This window comes from Vallitalea okinawensis (assembly GCF_002964605.1).
GTDB lineage: Bacteria > Bacillota > Clostridia > Lachnospirales > PQDH01 > Vallitalea_A > Vallitalea_A okinawensis.
The window spans coordinates 19,133-38,102 of the sequence record NZ_PQDH01000002.1 but is presented as its reverse complement, the minus strand read 5'-3'; the positions used below and the strand labels follow the sequence as shown (position 1 = coordinate 38,102).

Sequence of the window (18,970 nt, the reverse complement as noted above, 5' to 3'; positions counted from 1 at the left end):
AAGAGTAGTCATAGGAATGCTTACAGAGAGTTCCGTTTGCTGAGAAGGAATAGTGGGAATATGATGAAACAAGACTTGGAGCTGCATACGGAACTTATCTTCGATAAGTGATACTATGACGTTTGTTCACGTTACAGAACTAGAGTATAATGATGTACTCGACGAGATTAGTATGGTGACATACTAATAAAATAGGGTGGTACCGCGATAAACTCGCCCCTACAGATATTATTGTAGGAGGTGTTTTTTTATTTGTAATGGTAAGTTTGTGAAATGAGAAGTTAGTAACTTACTTACTGAGATAATATCATTTTTATGGTTAGTGATGAATGAGAATTATAAATAGAAAGAGGAGTTTAGAGCGATGAGAGAAAGAAAAAGACCTGTATTTCCTAAGCGAGCTGTTATTACTGCTGGTATGCCATATGGCAATAAAGAATTACACTTTGGTCATATTGGTGGCGTATTTGTTCATGCAGATACTTATGCAAGATTTCTAAGAGATAGAATTGGTGAAGAGAATGTCATTTTTGTTTCAGGTACAGATTGCTATGGATCACCTATATTAGCAACTTATAATCAACTACTTGAAGAAGGCAAGTTAAATGGGAATATCGAAGATTATGTCAGACAAAATCATGAAAAACAAAAAGAAGTACTAGATCGTTATGATATGAGTCTCAATTTATATGCAGCATCTGGATTAGATCGAGCAGGGCAAATTCACAAAGAAGTATCTGAGGAAGTTTTTAATCAATTATATCATGATGGCTATCTTGTTAAACTATCAACCCCACAATTTTATGACCCAGACTTCAAGATCTTACTTAATGGTAGGCAGGTTGTTGGCAAATGTCCAATCGATGGATGCCAGTCAGATAAAGCTTATGCCGATGAATGTTCTTTAGGTCATATGTATATGCCCAGTGAGTTAATTGAACCAATTAGTGTTCTATCAGGTAAGACACCTGAGCTGAAAGAAGTAACCAATTGGTATTTTAAACTGGATGAATATAATGATACTCTTCAAGAGCAAGTAGATGATTTGAAAAAGAATTCTAATGCCAGAAAGTATTTATTGAAAACCATTGAAGAGTTTCTGAAGCCTCCTATTATTTATGTCACACGAAAGCAACTAGAAGATCAACTAGATATTTTACTGAAGAGATTACCTAAACATCAGCTTATTGATGAGCCCAAGAAACCATCACTTACTTTCCTCTTTTCTAACTTAGAAGATCGGGACAAAGCAAGAGTAGTTATGGAAGATTTGGGTATACACTTTAGGACGGGTAAGACTTTAGTGCCTTTTAGATTAACTGGGAATATTGAATGGGGTATTGAAGTACCTGAAAAAGAAGGGTTAAAAGATTTAACTTTTTGGGTTTGGCCAGAATCATTGTGGGCACCAATATCCTTTACTAAAGCTTATCTTGAATCTCTGGGTAAAGACTCTGCAGATTGGAAGAAGTGGTGGCATGAAGAGGATGCGAAAGTCTATCAGTTCATTGGAGAAGACAATATCTATTTCTATGGGATAGCAGAAATGGCAATGTTTCTAGCACTAAAAGGAAAAGGTAGTCAGGATGAGGTGGACTGGCAAAAGGTCAACCAGCCCCAACTAATACCTAATAATCATGTACTTTTCATGGATAAAAAGGCTAGCAGCAGTGGAGCGATCAAACCACCAATGGCTCATGAACTATTAGACCATTATACAGCTGAGCAATTACGTATGCACTTTTTAAGTCTTGGTTTAGCCAAAAAAAGTGTGAGTTTTATGCCGCAAGTTTATATGTCAGAGGAAGAAAGACAAGGACCAGATACAGTTTTGAAGGATGGTAACTTATTAACCAATGTGTTCAACCGCTTGGTAAGGTCTTGCTTTTATACTTCACAAAAGTATTTTGATACGAAGATACCAGTAGGTGAAGTTAGTGCATCTATTGTTAAAGAAGCCAATGATGCCGTCTTGGAGTATGAGAGACATATGTACAACCATGATTTCCATCGTATCATCTACGTATTGGATAGTTTTATTCGCAAGCTAAATAAGTACTGGGTGAATCAAATGAAAAAAGCGGATTCAGAAGATGACCATGAATTAAGAAAGCAAGTATTGGTGGATGCTTTTCATGGTGTGAAAACAGCTCTTACATTAATTCATCCTATAGCACCTAGTAGTTGTGAGATGGTAAGAGACTACTTAAGAGTATCAGAAGATATTTGGAATTGGGATTATATCTTTGAACCAATTAGCAAGTTGATGGATGATGCATCAAGTCACCAACTTAAGTTTCTTGAACCAAGAATCGATTTCTTTAAGAAGCATGAAAGTCAGTATAAGTAGATTAAAATAAGATAAAGAGGAAAGGGATTAACATAGTATACCTGTGTTAGTCCCTTTTTATTCGCCAAGGAGTAGACGTCGTTACTAGAAAGTGGGGTTAGGAATATTGTCCCTTGATAATTTCTTCAATTAGATAACTATCTGCATTTCCTCCACTGATGATTAAACCTACTTTTTTGCCTTTAAAACGTTCTTTATGCATCAAGTACGCACCATAACTGATAGCACTAGAAGGTTCAGGAACGATTTTTTCTTTGAGAACCATTATTTTCATTGCCTTTTTAATCTGATTTTCTGGGATGAGAAGGACTTCATCAATACATTTTCTTGCCAGTTTAAATGGCAATTTACCGACTCCTCCTACTAATGCATCACAAATACTAGGCTTAGTTTCAAAATACTCGTAACAAATATTGTCTTCTATGGATTTAACCATTGCTGGCGAACTTTCTGTTTGCACACCAATAATCTTAATATTTGGATTAAGTGTTTTGGCTGCTATTGATATACCGGTGATTAACCCGCCACCTCCAATTGGTGCAATAATATAATGTAATCCTGGTTCTTTAAGAAGCATCTCTAAACCAATAGTCCCTTGTCCAGCAATCAAAATAGGATCTTCATAAGAGTTAATTTCAATCAACCCTAGCTCTTTCATCTCAGCTTCTGCAATAGAGTGAGCTTCATCATAGTTTTTTCCAACTAAACGAACCTCAGCACCAAAGAGTAGCATTTTATCTATTTTGGGTTGAGGTGTTGTATGAGCTGCAAAGACAATGCATTTTTTAATACCTAGTAATGAAGCGGTATAAGCTAGACATACTCCATGATTACCAGAGGAAACGGTTGTAACACCTATTTTAAGTTCATCCTTAGTTAAGGTAAGTAACTTATTCAAGGCTCCACGAATTTTATAACTTTTAGTAATGGGTTGTTCGTTTTCTAGCTTCATCCATACTTCAGTACTACCTTCACTGAGTTGTAAACTTCTTGAAAAAGGCGTTTCTTTCAAATATTCTTTAATACGTTTATTAGCAAGCAAGATTGATTGAATATTAATCATATAATCTCCCCCTTTATTGCTAATGGAAATAACCCCATTTATAGATTGTATTCGAGTTCTTTAGAGGATTATGAATCAGAATCACAGTTAATGGTTGTTGGTAGCAGAGAAGAAGCCGATTAAAGTAGTAATAATGTATAAGAAGGAATAATTGACTATATTTAACATTAGTGATATAATTCAAATATCCCCTATGGGGGGATGCTTGAATGAATAAAATATACTCAAAGGGTGAAGTCCATGAAAGTATTAAAACGCGCTTATGATGCTCTAAGTGAGCCACTAATGATGACTATTTCTGGGATGTTTTTATTTGCAAGTCTACTAGATCTTTTACTTAACTATTTTGCTAATTATGACATACCTTTTCCTGTTGATCCAGCATGGGGATCTATAATCATCTCGGGAACACCACTTGTTGTTCTCGCATTACAAAGATTATTCAAAAGCTTTTTTATTAGTTCTGCTTTACTGATATCTATTGCAATGGTAGCTGCAATTCTTACAGGAGAAATATTTGCAGCAGGTGAGGTTGCATTTATAATGGCTATAGGTGCATGGTTAGAAGAACGTACAACAGATAAAGCAAGAAAAGGCATAGAAGGATTACTGAAGTTAGTTCCTGAACAAGGGCGTAGGATTACTACAGATGAGCAAGGTAATGTAAAACAAGAAATTGTACCTTCTGAACAGTTGGAAGTTGATGATGTAATTAGAATTCTTCCAGGTGAAAATATACCAGCTGATGGAGAGATTATAGATGGTCAAACAAGTATTAATCAGTCCATTCTAACAGGTGAATCTCTACCAGTAGATAAAAAAATAGGGGATAGTGTATTTGCAGCTACAATTAATACTCATGGGGTTATCGACATAAGAATAGCGAAGGAACTTAAAAATTCTTCATTACAGAAGATGATTAATCTAGTAAACGAGGCTGAGAAGAATCAGGCACCAATGCAAAAGCTAGTAGATAAATGGGCTCAATGGTTAGTACCAATTGCTTGTTTTATTGCTATACTAACATTTGTATTTACTAATGACTTAACAAAAGCAGTAACAATTCTTGTAGTATTCTGCCCTTGTGCTCTAGCACTAGCAACACCGACAGCAATAGTTGCTGCAATTGGTCAGGCGACTAAGCATGGTGTATTAATTAAGTCAGGTGAAGCATTAGAAAAAATGGGCAAAGTAACTACAGTTGCCTTTGATAAAACGGGTACTATAACAGAGGGCAGATTAAGTGTAACAGAGATTTTTAATTACAATTGTAGCGATGAAGAGTTATTAAGGTTGCTTGGTTCATGTGAGAGTAAGTCCGAACACCCAATTGGGAAAGCAGTAGTCAAATACATAGAAGATAAAAATATTGATTGGATAGAAGCTGAAGAATTTGTAATGGAGCCAGGTAAAGGAATAAGTGGGGATGTTAATGGTTCTCGAGTAATATGCGGAAATGAAGCTATGATGAATGATAATGCTATTGCAATTAGTAAGGAGAAGGTAGAAACATTACGCATGTTACAGAATCAAGGTAAAGCAGTCATAATCGTTGCAAAGGATTCACAGGTCATTGGTATAGTTGCATTAAGTGATCAAATTAAGACTAATTCAGCTAATTTAATAGAAAATCTTAATAGATCAGGTATTAAGAAAACTATTCTTTTAACTGGGGACAATGAGAATACGGCAAATCATATTGCTAACCAAGTTGGAATAACTAATGTAAGGGCATCGCTACTTCCAGAGAACAAAGTAAATGAGGTGAAGAAATTACAAGAGTCGGGGAATATGATTTGTATGGTTGGTGATGGCGTTAATGATGCGCCAGCACTAAAGCTTGCTAGTGTGGGGATAGCAATGGGCTCTATGGGAAGTGATATAGCTATTGATGCAGCTGATATCGCATTAATGGGTGATGACCTTGATATGATTGGTTACTCGAAAAGATTATCGAATGAAACACTATCAAGTATCAAAATTAATATAACGCTTTCTATGGTTATTAACTTTGTTGCTATAGTATGTTCTATACTTGGATTGCTTAATCCTATAACAGGTGCAATCGTCCATAATGTAGGGTCTGTATTAGTTGTTCTTAATGCTGCTAGATTATACGATAAAAAGATTTAATTTAGGAACTGTTTTAAGAATCTTCTTAGTACAGTGTTTTTCTAATAGGTTGCGTAGGTACAGTACAAATAAAAGCACCTTCGAATGTTATTCAGAGGTGAATTGCTGCACGGGCTCAGGAGAGATAGAAGAAATAGAAGAAGAAGTAGCTAATTGATAAATTGCTTTATCTAATAGCTACTTTTTTCTTTGTTTCCCTATCTTACAATGAGACCTATCATTTGGAGAAATAGTAGAAGCATTTGAAAAAAACAGGTTACTGATTTACTAGTGGGACATATAATATAGTGAAAATTGAGTATAAAGAAAACAGAAATTAACCCCATAACATAAAATTGTATTAAGGAGGAACATAAGTGACTTATAATCATATCTATAAGAAACACAAAGCTTGTGAGTCTAATAGGAATTTTGCTAAAAGCAAACAAAAGCATACAAAATCAAAAAAAATACTACTAGAATGTGGCAGCGGAACGGGAAGCACAACTTTTACTTCATCCAGTGAGGGATCTTTTCAAATAGCTAATGTGCCTGTAAATACTACATGTTTAGATAGAAATGAGGTTTTAATAAAATTTTCTAGTATCGTGAATATGAGTGTACTAACTTCTGGAGCAACAATTAGACTAAAATATGAATTATTCAAAAAATGCAGAGATAGAGAGCCACAATCCTTAGGAACTTGGATGTTTGAAGAAATTGATGTTAGTTCCTCAGCATTTCAAGTACAAGAAGAATCATTTAGTTTTATCTTTTGTGACTGCATAACTTGTACAGGTTGTTTTGAGTATTTTGTAACAGTTACACCCATTGAAATTGAGGGAGCTACATCCACAGTTGGTAATGGAAGGATAGCGACATTATCTAGTTCGCCATGTGATGGCACTAAACTCATAGGAAAACATCCTAGGTCTAAGGAAGTAGTGCTTGCATGTGGTGAGGGAAACGGAAGTATGATTCTTAGGGAAGGTGATGATGAGCCATTTGGAATAGCCCATGTCACCCTAGATACTACCTGTTTAATTAAACCTAAAGCTTTAATAGAGTTTTCAAGTATTATTAAGATTGATAGTGATATCATCGATATCCGCCTGCAATTTGAATTATTTAGAGTTTGTAGTGATGGAAAGGCGGTATCTCGGAGGGGTTGGACATTTGAAAGAACAGGGATTTCTGTCGATGTGAATCTAGAGAAAGCATTCGATTTTACTTTTTGTGAATGTGAAATCCCATGTGACTGCTGCGACTATTTTGTGACAGTTACGCCTCTTGAAATAATTGGACCTTCAAGTGAGGCCGATGTAGTAGTTGACAATGCTAGAATGGTTGCCCTTGCCCAGTCAGCAGTAGACTTAGATGATTGCAAGATTCTTGATGGAAAAAGTGACTGCATGGATTGTGTTCCTGAGAGTCCTAATGCTAAAGAAATAATACTTGAATGCGGCGTGGGGTCTGGAAGCAGAACTTTTAGTTCATCAAATGAACCATCCTTTCAACTAGCACAGGTTACTATAGATACGACGCAGTTTTGTAAGCCAATGGTGAATATTGAGTTTTCAAGTATAGTAAGTTTTAATAGGTTAAGCACTCTTTCTGACGCACGACTAAGATATGAATTATTTAGAGTCTGTGACAATAAAAAGCCTATATCAATAGGTGTATGGGTATTGGAGAGAGTAATAAACGATGTAGATCTAGGAAAGTCTACAAATATATTTAATTTTACTTTCTGCGACTGTATAAGCTGTCCTGGCTGCTGTGATTACTTTGTAACCGTTACGCCTATTGAAATAACAGAAGGAGGTATTACGGCAACTGTTAATAATGGCAGAATGGCAGCATTGGCTCAGGAAGGATATTGTGACCATAACAATATGGAAAAGAAATCCGACAAATCACTGGTGAGCTGTACTAAATGCAAAGAAAAACCTACTGAACCTAAAAAAATACTGCTTGAATGTGGTGAGGGTACTGGAAGTAGAACTTTTACATCATCCGGTGACACACCTTTCCATCTAGCCCATGTTACCCTAGATACCACCTGCTTAAATAGACCTGAAGTATTAATAAAGTTTTCTAGTATCGTCAATGTGGAGAGACTCATTGATGGAGCAGCAGTTAGGCTGAGATACGAACTATTTAGAGTATGCGATGATGAAGGGACAAAATTTTTAGGAACTTGGATGTTTGAGGAGGTTAACATTGATTCAGTAGAATTTGACCGACAAGAAGAATCCTTTAGTTTTATCTTTTGTGAACGTATCACTTTCCCTGGCTGCTACGACTATTTTGTAAGAGTTACGCCAAGCGAAATTGAAGGAGCTACAGCCACGGTCAGTAATGGAAGAATGGCGGCACTATCTAAGCCTTTAGGAGGCTGCTTAGAGGTCGACTGTAAAATATTTGATTCGAAACAGGATGGCACCAAATTAGGAAGAAAACGTTCTAATCCTAAGAAAATAATGCTTGCATGTGGCCAGGGAAATGGAAGTGTTGTCTTTAGGAGAGATCTTGCAGCGACGATTGATCTAGACCCACCAGTCAATATAGCCCATGTTACCTTAGATACAACCTGTTTAGTTAAACCTAAAGTTTTAATAGAGTTTTCAAGTATTATTAAGCTTGATAATGATGTGACAGATATCCGTCTAAAATTTGAGTTGTTTAGAGTTAATGGAGAAGATGAACCCTTATCCCTTGGTACTTGGAACTTTTCAAGAACAGGTGTTTCTAATGATTTTATAGAACTAGATAAAGCATTCGACTTTATTTTTTGTGAATATGAAGCTCCTAGGGGCTGCTGTGAATACTTTGTGACAGTTACACCCCTTGAAATAGTTATAGCTGATCAGCCAGGGCCAGATATAGTAGTTGACAATGCTAGAATGGTTGCCCTTGCCCAATCATCAAGGGACTTAGATGGTTGTAAAATTATTGATAAAAAAATTAAGTGCATGGATTGTGCAGAGAAGCATCCTTCAGTTAAAAAAATAGTATTTGAATGTGGTGAGGGGACTGGAAGTAAAACTTTTACTTCAGTAAATGAGTCAGCCTTTCAATTAGCGTGGGTCACCATAGATACCACATACTTAAGTAATCCAATGATTAATATTGAATTTTCAAGTATCATAAGCTTTGAGGGCAGTGGTGATGCTAGACTGCGATACGAATTGTTTAGAGTCTGTGATAATAGAGAACCTGTATCACTAGGCGTTTGGATATCGGAGAGAATAGGTCAGAACCAAATGAATAGAGCCACAAACATATTCAATTTTACTTTCTGTGACTGCATCAGCTGTCCTGGCTGCTGTGATTATTTTGTAACTGTTACGCTTATTAGTATATCATCAGTACCTAGAGTAACAGTTAGCAATGGAAGAATTGCTGCATTGGCTCAGGTAAGATAGTGGAATGATAAAAGTATAGAGATATGTGGCAGGACTGCACAATTATATTATAAAACATGAAATAGCCGCTACAATCCTGTTAAATTAAGGAGTGTAGCGGCTTTATTTATCTAATAAAATACGATTTTATTTACACGTTAAATCTAAATAAGACAACGTCGCCATCTTTAACAACGTATTCTTTACCTTCTAGTCTAACTAAACCTTTTTCTTTTGCAGTAGCTAGACTACCACAATCAACAAGATTATCATAGTGAATAACTTCAGCTCGGATAAAGCCTCTTTCGAAATCGGTATGGATTTTTCCAGCAGCTTGTGGTGCTTTCGTACCTTCTGCGATGGTCCATGCTCTGGTTTCTTGCTCACCAGAAGTTAAGTATGAAATAAGACCAAGTAATTTATAACTAGCTGCTATAAGACGATCTAGACCAGTGTCTGCAATACCCATGTCGTGTAAAAATTCTAATTTTTCTTCTTCATCAAGTTCAGCTATTTCTTCTTCAATTTTTGCACAAACTACAAAAACTTCAGAGCCTTCCTCTTGAGCCATGTTACGTACAGCTTGTACATTCTCATTATCAACCCCATCATTAACTAAATCATCCTCTGATACATTACAAGCATAGATAATCGGTTTTGATGTTAATAAGTTAAAGGACTTAATCATAAGTACTTCATCATCAGTAAGCTCTAATGAACGAGCGGATTGTCCTTCTTCAAGATGAGCTTTTATACGTTCTAAGAGTTTTAGCTCAGCAGCTAAAGATTTATCGCCTTTTAAAGACTTGGCAGTTTTAGAAACTCGTCTTTCTAGTATCTCAATGTCTGAGAAAATTAGCTCTAAGTTAATGGTCTCAATATCACGTAATGAACCGATTGAACCTTCTACATGGACTACGTTACTGTCTTCAAAACAACGTACAACATGTACGATTGCATCAACTTCACGAATATTGGATAAGAATTTATTACCTAATCCTTCACCTTTACTAGCACCCTTAACTAAGCCTGCAATATCAACAAATTCAATAGCAGCAGGAACTACTTTTTTTGAGCTATGCATTTCAGCTAATTTATCTAATCGTTGATCTGGTACAGTTACGATACCCACGTTTGGGTCAATTGTACAAAAGGGGTAGTTAGCAGATTCTGCACCAGCTTTTGTTAAACAGTTAAATAATGTACTTTTACCTACATTCGGTAAACCTACGATACCTAATTTCATGTATTTCTTCCTTTCCGAGAAACATTTATCGTTCAATACTACATTATATAAAAAGAGTTACTATTTTTCAAGCATATTTATGATGATTCTTCAATAAGTTATTAAATTAGTGCACTAGTCTTTAGAGTACCTTCTATACAAAAAGAAAAAGCACATTTGCATGTGCTTAGGTTGTTATCATATATAATTATTTACTTGTTAACTTCCCAATAAGAAGACCTTGAAGAAACACAAAGAGTAAAATGATACCTGCAACCATCAAACCTTGTTTATCTTTCTTCATTATTTTATGAGCTATTGTACAACAATCCGCTTGTTCCTCAGTAGTTTGTTTTTGGCCAACTCGAGCTGGTCTTCTTCTATCAGATGCATTCATATTCATTCTCCTTTCTTAGTTCTTATTCTACCTAGTTATAATCATATATTAATTATTTGGCTATGAACTAGGATTGTTTCTGATAAAAATATTCCATTTGTGTTATAATAATTGAGGAATATAATCAAAATTAATACTAATATTTTAGCATAATTTGGATGGTGAATCAATTATGAATGAAGAACAAGGAACTAGAAAACTCAATTTAAAAGCTATTTCAATATTTATTATTGCCTGCATTGCCGCTATTATAATAGGCATATTTTTAATTAGCAGTAATAAAATGGAGGAGGAAGAAATAAATTCTCAATCAATAGTTGAACAAACAGAAATGCTTTTAGCCAGTGATCAAATCATGTCCACTGGCTCAATTTACATGGAAGAAATGCGTGTGGATTATATGATACAAAAATCTGAAGTAAAAGAGAAAGTTATTTTTGAAGTTTTTTACCAAGAGAACTTTACTTATAGCATGGAATATTATGAAGAGGAAGGTCAATCCTTTGTTTATCTACCTGTAGAAGAGAAGTATGTTACATTACCCTATGAACTAAAGAGGGAAGGTAACTTCTTGGATTTAGCAAAGATGACTCTATTTCCTGAAACAGAAATAAGCGTAACAGAAGAAAATGAGTATACATGGATTGTTTCTAGAGATGAATTTATAAATCAGTTAAGTGGAGCTTTTGATGAGGAATTGAATCAACTCCTAGATGATTTAGCAGATCTTGTCCAGGGGACTGATGTTGAGTTGGATAACCAAGAAGATACTACGAATTATTTAAAAGAACATGTCTTTACAGAGGAACCTATCGCTTTTTATATTAAAGCAGATGAGAAGGGGGCATCCCTTATGATAGAAACCATGACAAAGTTTGGTGCTGTGGTTTTGAAAGAAACAACAATTCCATATGATGAAGAGATTGAGATCATTTCTTTACCATCTGAAAGAGTTCCTCTTGATGTTTACCGCTATTTAAGATAGTCTTTCTTTACTCACAAGCATTGATGTGATAGACTAAGAAGGTGAAAATCAGGAATTTGATTATTGGAAGAGAAGGAGCTGAGAATTATGCCTGATATTTGGTTTCCAAACTTGAACATAGAAATTGATCAACTTGATCCAATAATGGTAACTGTATTCGGTATAGATATTTACTGGTATGGTTTTATCATTGCTATGGGGGTTATAGCTGGGTTGGTAACAGCTATGACAATAGCAAAGAAAACAAAGCAAAACCCAGAGACTTATATTGATGTACTTATTGTAGGACTTATTGCTGCTATCATAGGAGCTAGATTATATTATGTAATCTTTTCATGGGATTTATACAAAGATAATTTGTTGGGAATATTTAACTTAAGACAAGGTGGATTGGCCATCTACGGTGGTGTTATTGGTGCGTTAATTGCTGTAGGCATTTATGCTAAAGTTAAACATATGAATTTCTTACAAATCATTGATACAGCTGGACCAGGGCTAATCATTGGACAAGCAGTTGGTAGATGGGGGAATTTCTTCAACCAAGAAGCATTTGGAGGCTATACAGATAATTTATTTGCTATGCGTTTGAAAGTGGAGAATGTACGGTACTTACCTGAAACACTAATGGATACTATGGCTAATTACAATGGAGTGGATTACATTCAGGTTCATCCGACTTTTCTTTATGAGTCCATTTGGAACCTAGGTGTATATATTTTGCTTCTTATATTTTGGAAATATAAAAAGTTTGAGGGTGAAGTATTCTTACTGTATCTTTTTGGGTATGGATTGGGAAGAGTTTGGATAGAAGGTCTAAGAACGGATCAATTGTTGATTGGTGGTAGTTCAATAGCTGTATCTCAAGTATTATCGGGAATTTTGATACTATTTAGCATATCAATGATTATATATAATAGGAATAAATGTAAATAAATTACAATTTAAAAGGTTTAGCATAAAAAGATGGGAAAAAAATACAAAACTTGTTGATTTTTTTTAAAAGTTATATTACAATATATTCAAGAAGGAAATGCAACGATTGTACTTTTCTTTTTTCCAATCTCGTAAAATAAAATAAATATAAGAGGTTGGAACGAGTAAGCACATGTATGTGTTTATTCTATACATATAGAGGTTATGGGGTACTTTTTGAGGTGAGGTGAAAAAAAGTGAATATGAACACGGATATGGAAATGCTTAGGGAGCGTTTGTATGACCTCATAAAGAAGGAAGCACCGTATTCCGACATTTTGGAGGTCAGTATATTACTTGACCAATTAATTGCCTCCCATTACTGCGAATTTAAAGGTTTCATATCTCCAAATTACACTAACTGATGGATAGAGAGTCTATCAACTGTTGAATGATGAATCATTCAGCGGTTTTTTTTTGCCAATTTTTATTGCCCCTTAAGATGATAATTGAGGAGATAAATAAGAAAACTATATAAATATTACCATTTTCTAAGATTGTTCCTTGAAAAAAACATAAAAATAGTTTAAAATGAATATAAAGTGGTGTAAAGTGGTGCGAAGTGGTGGAATAGGGTGAGAAAATGTTTATAGGTGAATACAAACATACAGTGGATACAAAAGGAAGGCTAATCATTCCTTCCAAGTTCAGAGAACAACTAGGTGAAAACTTTATTATAACCAAAGGTTTGGATGAATGTCTGTTTGTTTACCCTATTGATGAATGGAAAGCATTTGAGTCTAAATTAAAAACCTTACCACTATCCAATAAGAATGCACGTAAATTTGTCCGATTTTTCCTAGCAGGTGCTAGAGAATGCGAAATTGATAAACAAGGACGTACGCTACTTGCAGCAAACTTAAGAGAATATGCAACCATTGAAAAGGAAGTATTCTTAATTGGTGTTTCAAATAGAGTTGAGATATGGAGTAAAGACCAATGGAATGCATATAATAATGTTGAAGATTTCGATCCTACTGAATTAGCAGAAGCGATGGAAGAACTAGGAATTTAAAGGTGATGACATGGAATTTAAACATACTTCAGTATTACTAAATGAATGTATAGATGGATTGAATATAAAATCCGATGGAATTTATGTTGACGGCACACTTGGTGGTGCAGGTCATTCGAAAGAAATATGCAAGCACATTGATCAAGGGTTATTAATTGGTATTGATCAAGATGCTAATGCAATTCAAGTAGCATCAGAACGATTAGAAGAATTTACTGATCATGTTAAAATAGTTAGATCCAACTTTAGTGAGTTCAAAAGTGTTATGGATGAACTTGATATTGAAAAAGTTAATGGTGTTTTATTGGATTTAGGTGTTTCATCTCATCAATTAGATGAAGCAGAAAGAGGATTCTCCTACATGCAAGATGCACCATTAGATATGCGAATGGATCAACGAAAAGATATTTCTGCAAAGAATATTGTAAATGAGTATTCTGAAGAGCAGTTAAATAATATTATGTGGAAATACGGAGAAGAACGTTGGAGTAAGCGTATAGCACAATTTATTGTACAAGCTCGAAAAGAAAAAGAGATAGAGACAACCTTTGAGCTAGTGGATATCATTAAGAGAGCTGTACCAAAAGGTGCTCGAAAAGATGGACCACATCCAGCAAAAAGAACTTTTCAGGCAATTCGTATTGAATTAAACAGTGAGTTGGAAATATTAGAAGGAACGATTAAAGATATAGTAAGTCGTTTAGATCAAGGCGGTCGCCTATGTATTATAACTTTCCATTCACTTGAAGATAGAATAGTCAAACAGACATACAGAGAATTACAAGACCCTTGTACTTGCCCACGTGAATTTCCAATCTGTGTTTGCGGGAAAGAATCAATGGGTAAAGTCATAACACGTAAACCAATTTTGCCTTCGACAGAAGAAATAGAAATGAACCCCAGATCTCGAAGTGCAAAATTAAGGATCTTCGAAAGAAGATAATATATATTTTATTTTAAGGAAAAAATTATAGCGAAGGACTGTAGAGGTGAGACAATGGAAGAGGAAAGAAGAAATGAATATTACTCCTATGGAAATTTAGCAACACAACCTTCTAGACAACCAGAAAGAAAGAGAAAAGTTGTTAGGAAGAAGAAGGTCGTTAGAAGAGTCAACTATGATATCCTAAAATCTAAATTACTCTATTTAGGATTTGTTGTCTATGCCTTTTCTCTAGGCTTAGTCTACGTAGTTGGTTCATCATTTATTAGCACCAAGCAAACAGATATAGAGACCCTCCAAGTAGATTTAAACAACATTGCAAAAGAGAATTTATTATTGACTGAGCAGTTAGAGAAGGTAAATGATTTAGATTATATCTATAATAAAGCAACAGGGGAATTGGGAATGGGTAATCCAGATACCAGTCAAGTAAAGTATATTACTTTAGCTAATCTAAGTTACTCTGAACCTCTTCAAGCCCCAAAAGAATCTAAAAAAAGAATTCAACTTAGTTTTAAGCCATAGAAATAGTCTTTGAAGGGTATGAGTAGAATGGAAGTTAAGAATATTAGAATGCGTTTATTTGTACTTCTTTTAGTATTTACACTATCGTGTGGATTTCTTCTCTACCAAGTAGGTTTTATTATTTATGCCTATGGAGAAGAATATGGTAAACAAGTTGTTAATCAAACTATGAGTATTGATCATAGCATCCCCCCGATGCGTGGGTCCATACTTGATAGGAATAACAATCTATTAGCCTATAGCACAAAAGTATATCATGTTATCTTAGATCCCTTTATTATGTATACATATGAAGATGCCAAGATAATAGAATCAATCAATAATTTAAGTGAGTTAACTGGGGTCTCTGGGAATGAACTTCAAGCCTTATTGGAGAACAACCCCAGTAGTCGATATAAGATTATTAAGAAAAGTATTACTTTAGAAGAATCTGAAGAGCTTCGCACATCTATTAATGAAGGTAAGATTGTTGGTGTTTGGTTAGAGGAGACCACAGATAGAGTTTACCCAAATGATCAATTGGCAGCTCATATCATAGGATTTGAGGGTGGAGAAACTGGTCACTGGGGTGTTGAGGAAACTTATGATGAATGGCTTCAAGGGGCAGCAGGTCGCCAACTTATGGTAGCTAGTCCAAATGGAATGATTGTTGAGGAATACATACCTTCAGTTGATGGTAATAATTTAATTCTTACGATTGATGAAACCATACAACATTTTTCTGAAGAGGTTCTCTATCGTTATGTAGAAGAACAACAACCTCTACAAGCGGGAATCATCATTATGGATCCACATACGGGTGAAATTTTAACCATGGCTAACTATCCCTCTTATAATCTGAATGATACGGATGATATCATGGGTTATTATGGTGAAGTACCTTATAAAGAATTATCCTATGAAGAACAAAATCAATTACTCTATAGCGTTTGGCGGAATTTTAACGTATCCGATTCATTTGAGCCTGGCTCAACCTATAAACCACTGACTTATGCTATCGCTTTAGAAGAGAATTTAATTAATATGGACACTACATTTTATTGTCCAGGCCAAAAATATGTGGCAGGTATACCTATTGGTTGCTGGAAAGATGCTGGGCACGGTGAACTAACCGTTAAAGAAGCATTAGCTGAATCTTGTAATGTGGCCGTTATGGAGATTGCCCAGTTATTAGATCCTGATATTTATTATAACTATCAGCAAGCCTTTGGTATTGGTCAACTTACAGATATTGATTTGATAGGTGAGTTTTCAAGCGCACCTTTGGTTTATACACCAAGTACTTTAGGTCCGACAGAGATGGCTACAACGTCTTTTGGGCAAGGGTTTAACGTAACTCCTATTCAGTTAATAACTGCAAATGCCGCAGTTATTAATGGCGGTTACCTTTATGAACCCCATGTCGTCAAGCAAATTGTTAATGAGGCAGGTGTGGTCATTGAGGATGTAGAGCCAACAGTAGTAAGAAAAGTCATTTCAGAAGAAACCTCTGATAAAGTAAGTACTGCAATGGAAGACGTTGTTGAATTTGGTACTGCAAAAGAGGCGCAGATAGAAGGGTATGATATTGCTGGTAAAACAGGTACAGCTCAAAAAGGTGATCGTGATGTAGAAAACTATACAGTTAGTTTTTTAAGTTATGCTCCAGCTGATGATCCAGAAGTTATCATGCTAGTTGTTTTAGATGAACCAAAAGATCAGATTGAACTTGGAAGTAGACTTCCAGTACAAATTTCGAAAGAAATATATGAGTACATACTACCCTATATGGGTGTTTACCCAAAAATGACGACTACAAACTAACTAACTAATATTAACCAGAAGCATAACGAGCACCTTTCATAAATAAAATATAGTAATAATACTATATGCATAACTGAATTGGGGAGGATGAATATATCCTTTTGAGCAGTTCCTCGTTCCTTATTACTTCATATCTCAACAGTATGGTTTAAGCGTGTCGCAGGTGACCAGAAGGACGATCTATAACCAATTCTTATATTTATGCTTTATGAAAGGTGTTCTCTATGCAAAAGGTTATGCTGCAAAATAAAAAGAGACTTTTATTTTTTTTATGTATTTTTACTTTTATGATAATTGGCTTAATTGGCCGTATTGCTTATCTGCAAATTTTCAAAGGGGATTATCTAAAACTTTTAGCAGATGAACTCCATATGAGAGAACGAGATATTCAACCCAAAAGAGGCACTATCTATGATAGAAATGGCGTGCCTTTAGCTGAAAGTGCATCTGTAGCTACTATAAGCGTCATACATAATCAAATTGATGATCCAGAAGAAGTAGCTAGGATTCTTTCAGAAAAGTTAGACATGGATTATGATACTGTACTAGAAAAGGTTAATAGAAATCTTGCTTTAGAACGTATTAAGACAGGTGTAGATATCGAAATAGCTAACGCTATTAGAGCTGAAAATCTCAGTGGTGTTATGATTGATGAAGATTATAAGCGTTATTACCCATTTAGTAATATGGCTTCACAAGTTCTTGGATTTGTAGGTAAAGATAATCAAGGAATTATTGGTTTAGAAGTCAAATACGATAAATATTTATACGGCATTAAAGGAAAAATATTAACTGAAACAGATGCAAGGGGTATTGAAATTGAAAACACAGCGGATAAACGTATTGATCCAATACCTGGGAATGAACTTTACATCAGTATTGATGTTATTATACAGCAGTATGCTGAACAACTTTTAGAGAAAGTTCTAGATCAAAAGGAAGCAACAAGGGGTACATTAATAGTTATGAATCCACAAAATGGTGAAATCTACGCATTAGCTAATAAACCAGATTTTGATCTAAATGAACCTTTCACCATAAACGATCCTGAATTAGAAGCGATTTGGTCTGGACTTACTAATGAGCAACAGTTCGATTATCTTAATAAGATGTGGCGGAATTTCGCTATTAATGATACTTATGAACCAGGATCTACTTTTAAAATAGTAACTGCATCATCAGCAATTGAAGAAGGTGTTGTAGCATTAGATGATACATTTAGTTGCCCAGGATTTCGAATTGTTGCAGATAGAAGAATTAGATGTCATAAGGCAGGGGGACATGGTACACAAACCTTTATAGAAGGCGTGCAGAATTCATGTAACCCTGTCTTTATGGATTTAGGAGAACGGCTTGGACCAGAAACATTTTATGATTATATGGTAGGTTTCGGTTTTAATGAGAAAACTGGTATTGATGTGCCAGGTGAAGCTGTTGGTATCATGCATGATGTGAAGAATGTGGGTCCGGTAGAATTGGCGACTACTTCATTTGGTCAATCTTTTCAAATTACGCCAATGCAATTATTGAGAGCTGGTGCAGCGATTGTCAATGGTGGAGAATTGATAACACCACACTTTGGTACTGCTATCGCCACACCAGAAGGCGAAGTTGTAAAAGTTCTTGAATACCCAACGGAAGATAGTCCTATATCTGAAGCAACTTCAAAGACAATGACTAATATTTTAGAAAGTGTTGTTGCTGAAGGTACGGGAAGGAGAACATACCTTCCTGGATATAAAATTGGTGGTAAAACTGCGACTTCAGAAAAGCTTCCTAGAAGTAGTAACAAATATATATCATCATTTCTTGGTTTTGCTCCAGCAGATAATCCACAAGTTATGGCATTGTTACTTGTGGATGAACCAGTCGGAATATATTATGGTGGTACTGTAGCAGCTCCAGTTGTAAAAGAATTGTTTGAAAATATTTTACCTTATTTGGGTATTGAACCAAAATATACTGCGACAGAATTGGAAATGGATGGCGTTGGAGATTATGTTGTTCCTTCCTTGGTAAATAAAGAGGTGAAAGATATTAAAAAAATGTTACAAGATGATAAAGTTACTCTTGAGATATTAGGAGAAGGTGATATAATAATAGAGCAATTTCCATTACCCGGAGAGAAGATTAATAAAGACAGTAAAATTATTGTTTACGTACAATAAGAAGA

The 18,970-nt window shown here is 35.1% G+C and carries 14 protein-coding genes and 1 other annotated feature (1 of these 15 only partly in view); of the genes, 11 read left to right on the top strand and 3 right to left on the bottom strand.

Annotated elements, in window-relative coordinates:
* Nucleotides 1-224: a binding site (T-box leader), on the top strand; it begins 17 nt to the left of the window's first position.
* A 140-nt stretch (nt 225-364) separates the two neighbouring features.
* Complete coding sequence (locus tag C1Y58_RS05330; RefSeq protein WP_105614981.1) at nt 365-2,350, top strand: class I tRNA ligase family protein; 1,986 nt, start codon at nt 365-367, stop codon at nt 2,348-2,350.
* A gap of 97 nt (nt 2,351-2,447) precedes the next feature.
* Here C1Y58_RS05330 and C1Y58_RS05325 read toward each other — a convergent pair whose 3' ends face one another.
* Nucleotides 2,448-3,413 carry a threonine ammonia-lyase gene (locus tag C1Y58_RS05325; protein WP_105614980.1) on the bottom strand — a complete coding sequence of 322 codons (966 nt, stop codon included), beginning with the start codon at nt 3,411-3,413 and terminating at the stop codon, nt 2,448-2,450.
* 240 nt (nt 3,414-3,653) lie between these two features.
* On the opposite strand from C1Y58_RS05325, the gene C1Y58_RS05320 reads away from it, so the two are divergent.
* Both C1Y58_RS05320 and C1Y58_RS05315 read left to right on the top strand, forming a co-directional pair.
* Nucleotides 3,654-5,546 carry a heavy metal translocating P-type ATPase gene (locus C1Y58_RS05320; RefSeq protein WP_105614979.1) on the top strand — a complete coding sequence of 631 codons (1,893 nt, stop codon included), beginning with the start codon at nt 3,654-3,656 and terminating at the stop codon, nt 5,544-5,546.
* A 356-nt stretch (nt 5,547-5,902) separates the two neighbouring features.
* The gene (locus tag C1Y58_RS05315; RefSeq protein WP_105614978.1) at nt 5,903-8,953 is read left to right on the top strand and encodes a DUF4489 domain-containing protein; all 3,051 of its coding nucleotides are present in this window, start codon (nt 5,903-5,905) and stop codon (nt 8,951-8,953) included.
* Between the two features lie 130 nt (nt 8,954-9,083).
* Here the strand turns inward: C1Y58_RS05315 and ychF are convergent, their stop codons facing one another.
* Both ychF and C1Y58_RS05305 read right to left on the bottom strand, forming a co-directional pair.
* Nucleotides 9,084-10,178, bottom strand: coding sequence for a redox-regulated ATPase YchF (ychF, locus tag C1Y58_RS05310; RefSeq protein WP_105614977.1), 1,095 nt, complete (start codon nt 10,176-10,178; stop codon nt 9,084-9,086).
* A gap of 187 nt (nt 10,179-10,365) precedes the next feature.
* Nucleotides 10,366-10,554 (bottom strand): hypothetical protein, encoded by a 189-nt coding sequence (locus C1Y58_RS05305; RefSeq protein ID WP_105614976.1) that lies wholly within the window; start codon nt 10,552-10,554, stop codon nt 10,366-10,368.
* Nucleotides 10,555-10,726: 172 nt separating this feature from the next.
* On the opposite strand from C1Y58_RS05305, the gene C1Y58_RS05300 reads away from it, so the two are divergent.
* The 8 genes from C1Y58_RS05300 (at nt 10,727) to C1Y58_RS05265 (ending at nt 18,965) form a co-directional block, all read left to right on the top strand.
* Complete coding sequence (locus C1Y58_RS05300) at nt 10,727-11,539, top strand: hypothetical protein (protein WP_105614975.1); 813 nt, start codon at nt 10,727-10,729, stop codon at nt 11,537-11,539.
* 84 nt (nt 11,540-11,623) lie between these two features.
* Nucleotides 11,624-12,472: a prolipoprotein diacylglyceryl transferase gene (lgt, locus tag C1Y58_RS05295; protein WP_408646590.1), complete on the top strand. Its 849-nt coding sequence runs from the start codon at nt 11,624-11,626 to the stop codon at nt 12,470-12,472.
* 242 nt (nt 12,473-12,714) lie between these two features.
* Complete coding sequence (locus C1Y58_RS27240) at nt 12,715-12,876, top strand: Spo0E family sporulation regulatory protein-aspartic acid phosphatase (protein WP_157949962.1); 162 nt, start codon at nt 12,715-12,717, stop codon at nt 12,874-12,876.
* 218 nt (nt 12,877-13,094) lie between these two features.
* Nucleotides 13,095-13,526 carry a division/cell wall cluster transcriptional repressor MraZ gene (gene mraZ / locus C1Y58_RS05285; RefSeq protein WP_105614972.1) on the top strand — a complete coding sequence of 144 codons (432 nt, stop codon included), beginning with the start codon at nt 13,095-13,097 and terminating at the stop codon, nt 13,524-13,526.
* Nucleotides 13,527-13,536: 10 nt separating this feature from the next.
* A complete protein-coding gene (gene rsmH, locus C1Y58_RS05280) occupies nt 13,537-14,469 on the top strand; it encodes a 16S rRNA (cytosine(1402)-N(4))-methyltransferase RsmH (RefSeq protein ID WP_105614971.1) in 933 nt (310 codons plus the stop codon).
* 54 nt (nt 14,470-14,523) lie between these two features.
* Complete coding sequence (locus tag C1Y58_RS05275; protein ID WP_105614970.1) at nt 14,524-14,994, top strand: hypothetical protein; 471 nt, start codon at nt 14,524-14,526, stop codon at nt 14,992-14,994.
* A gap of 27 nt (nt 14,995-15,021) precedes the next feature.
* Complete coding sequence (locus tag C1Y58_RS05270; RefSeq protein WP_170311528.1) at nt 15,022-16,797, top strand: peptidoglycan D,D-transpeptidase FtsI family protein; 1,776 nt, start codon at nt 15,022-15,024, stop codon at nt 16,795-16,797.
* 224 nt (nt 16,798-17,021) lie between these two features.
* On the top strand, nt 17,022-18,965 hold the full coding sequence (locus C1Y58_RS05265; protein WP_105614968.1) for a penicillin-binding transpeptidase domain-containing protein: 1,944 nt from the start codon (nt 17,022-17,024) through the stop codon (nt 18,963-18,965).
* Nucleotides 18,966-18,970 lie beyond the last annotated feature (5 nt).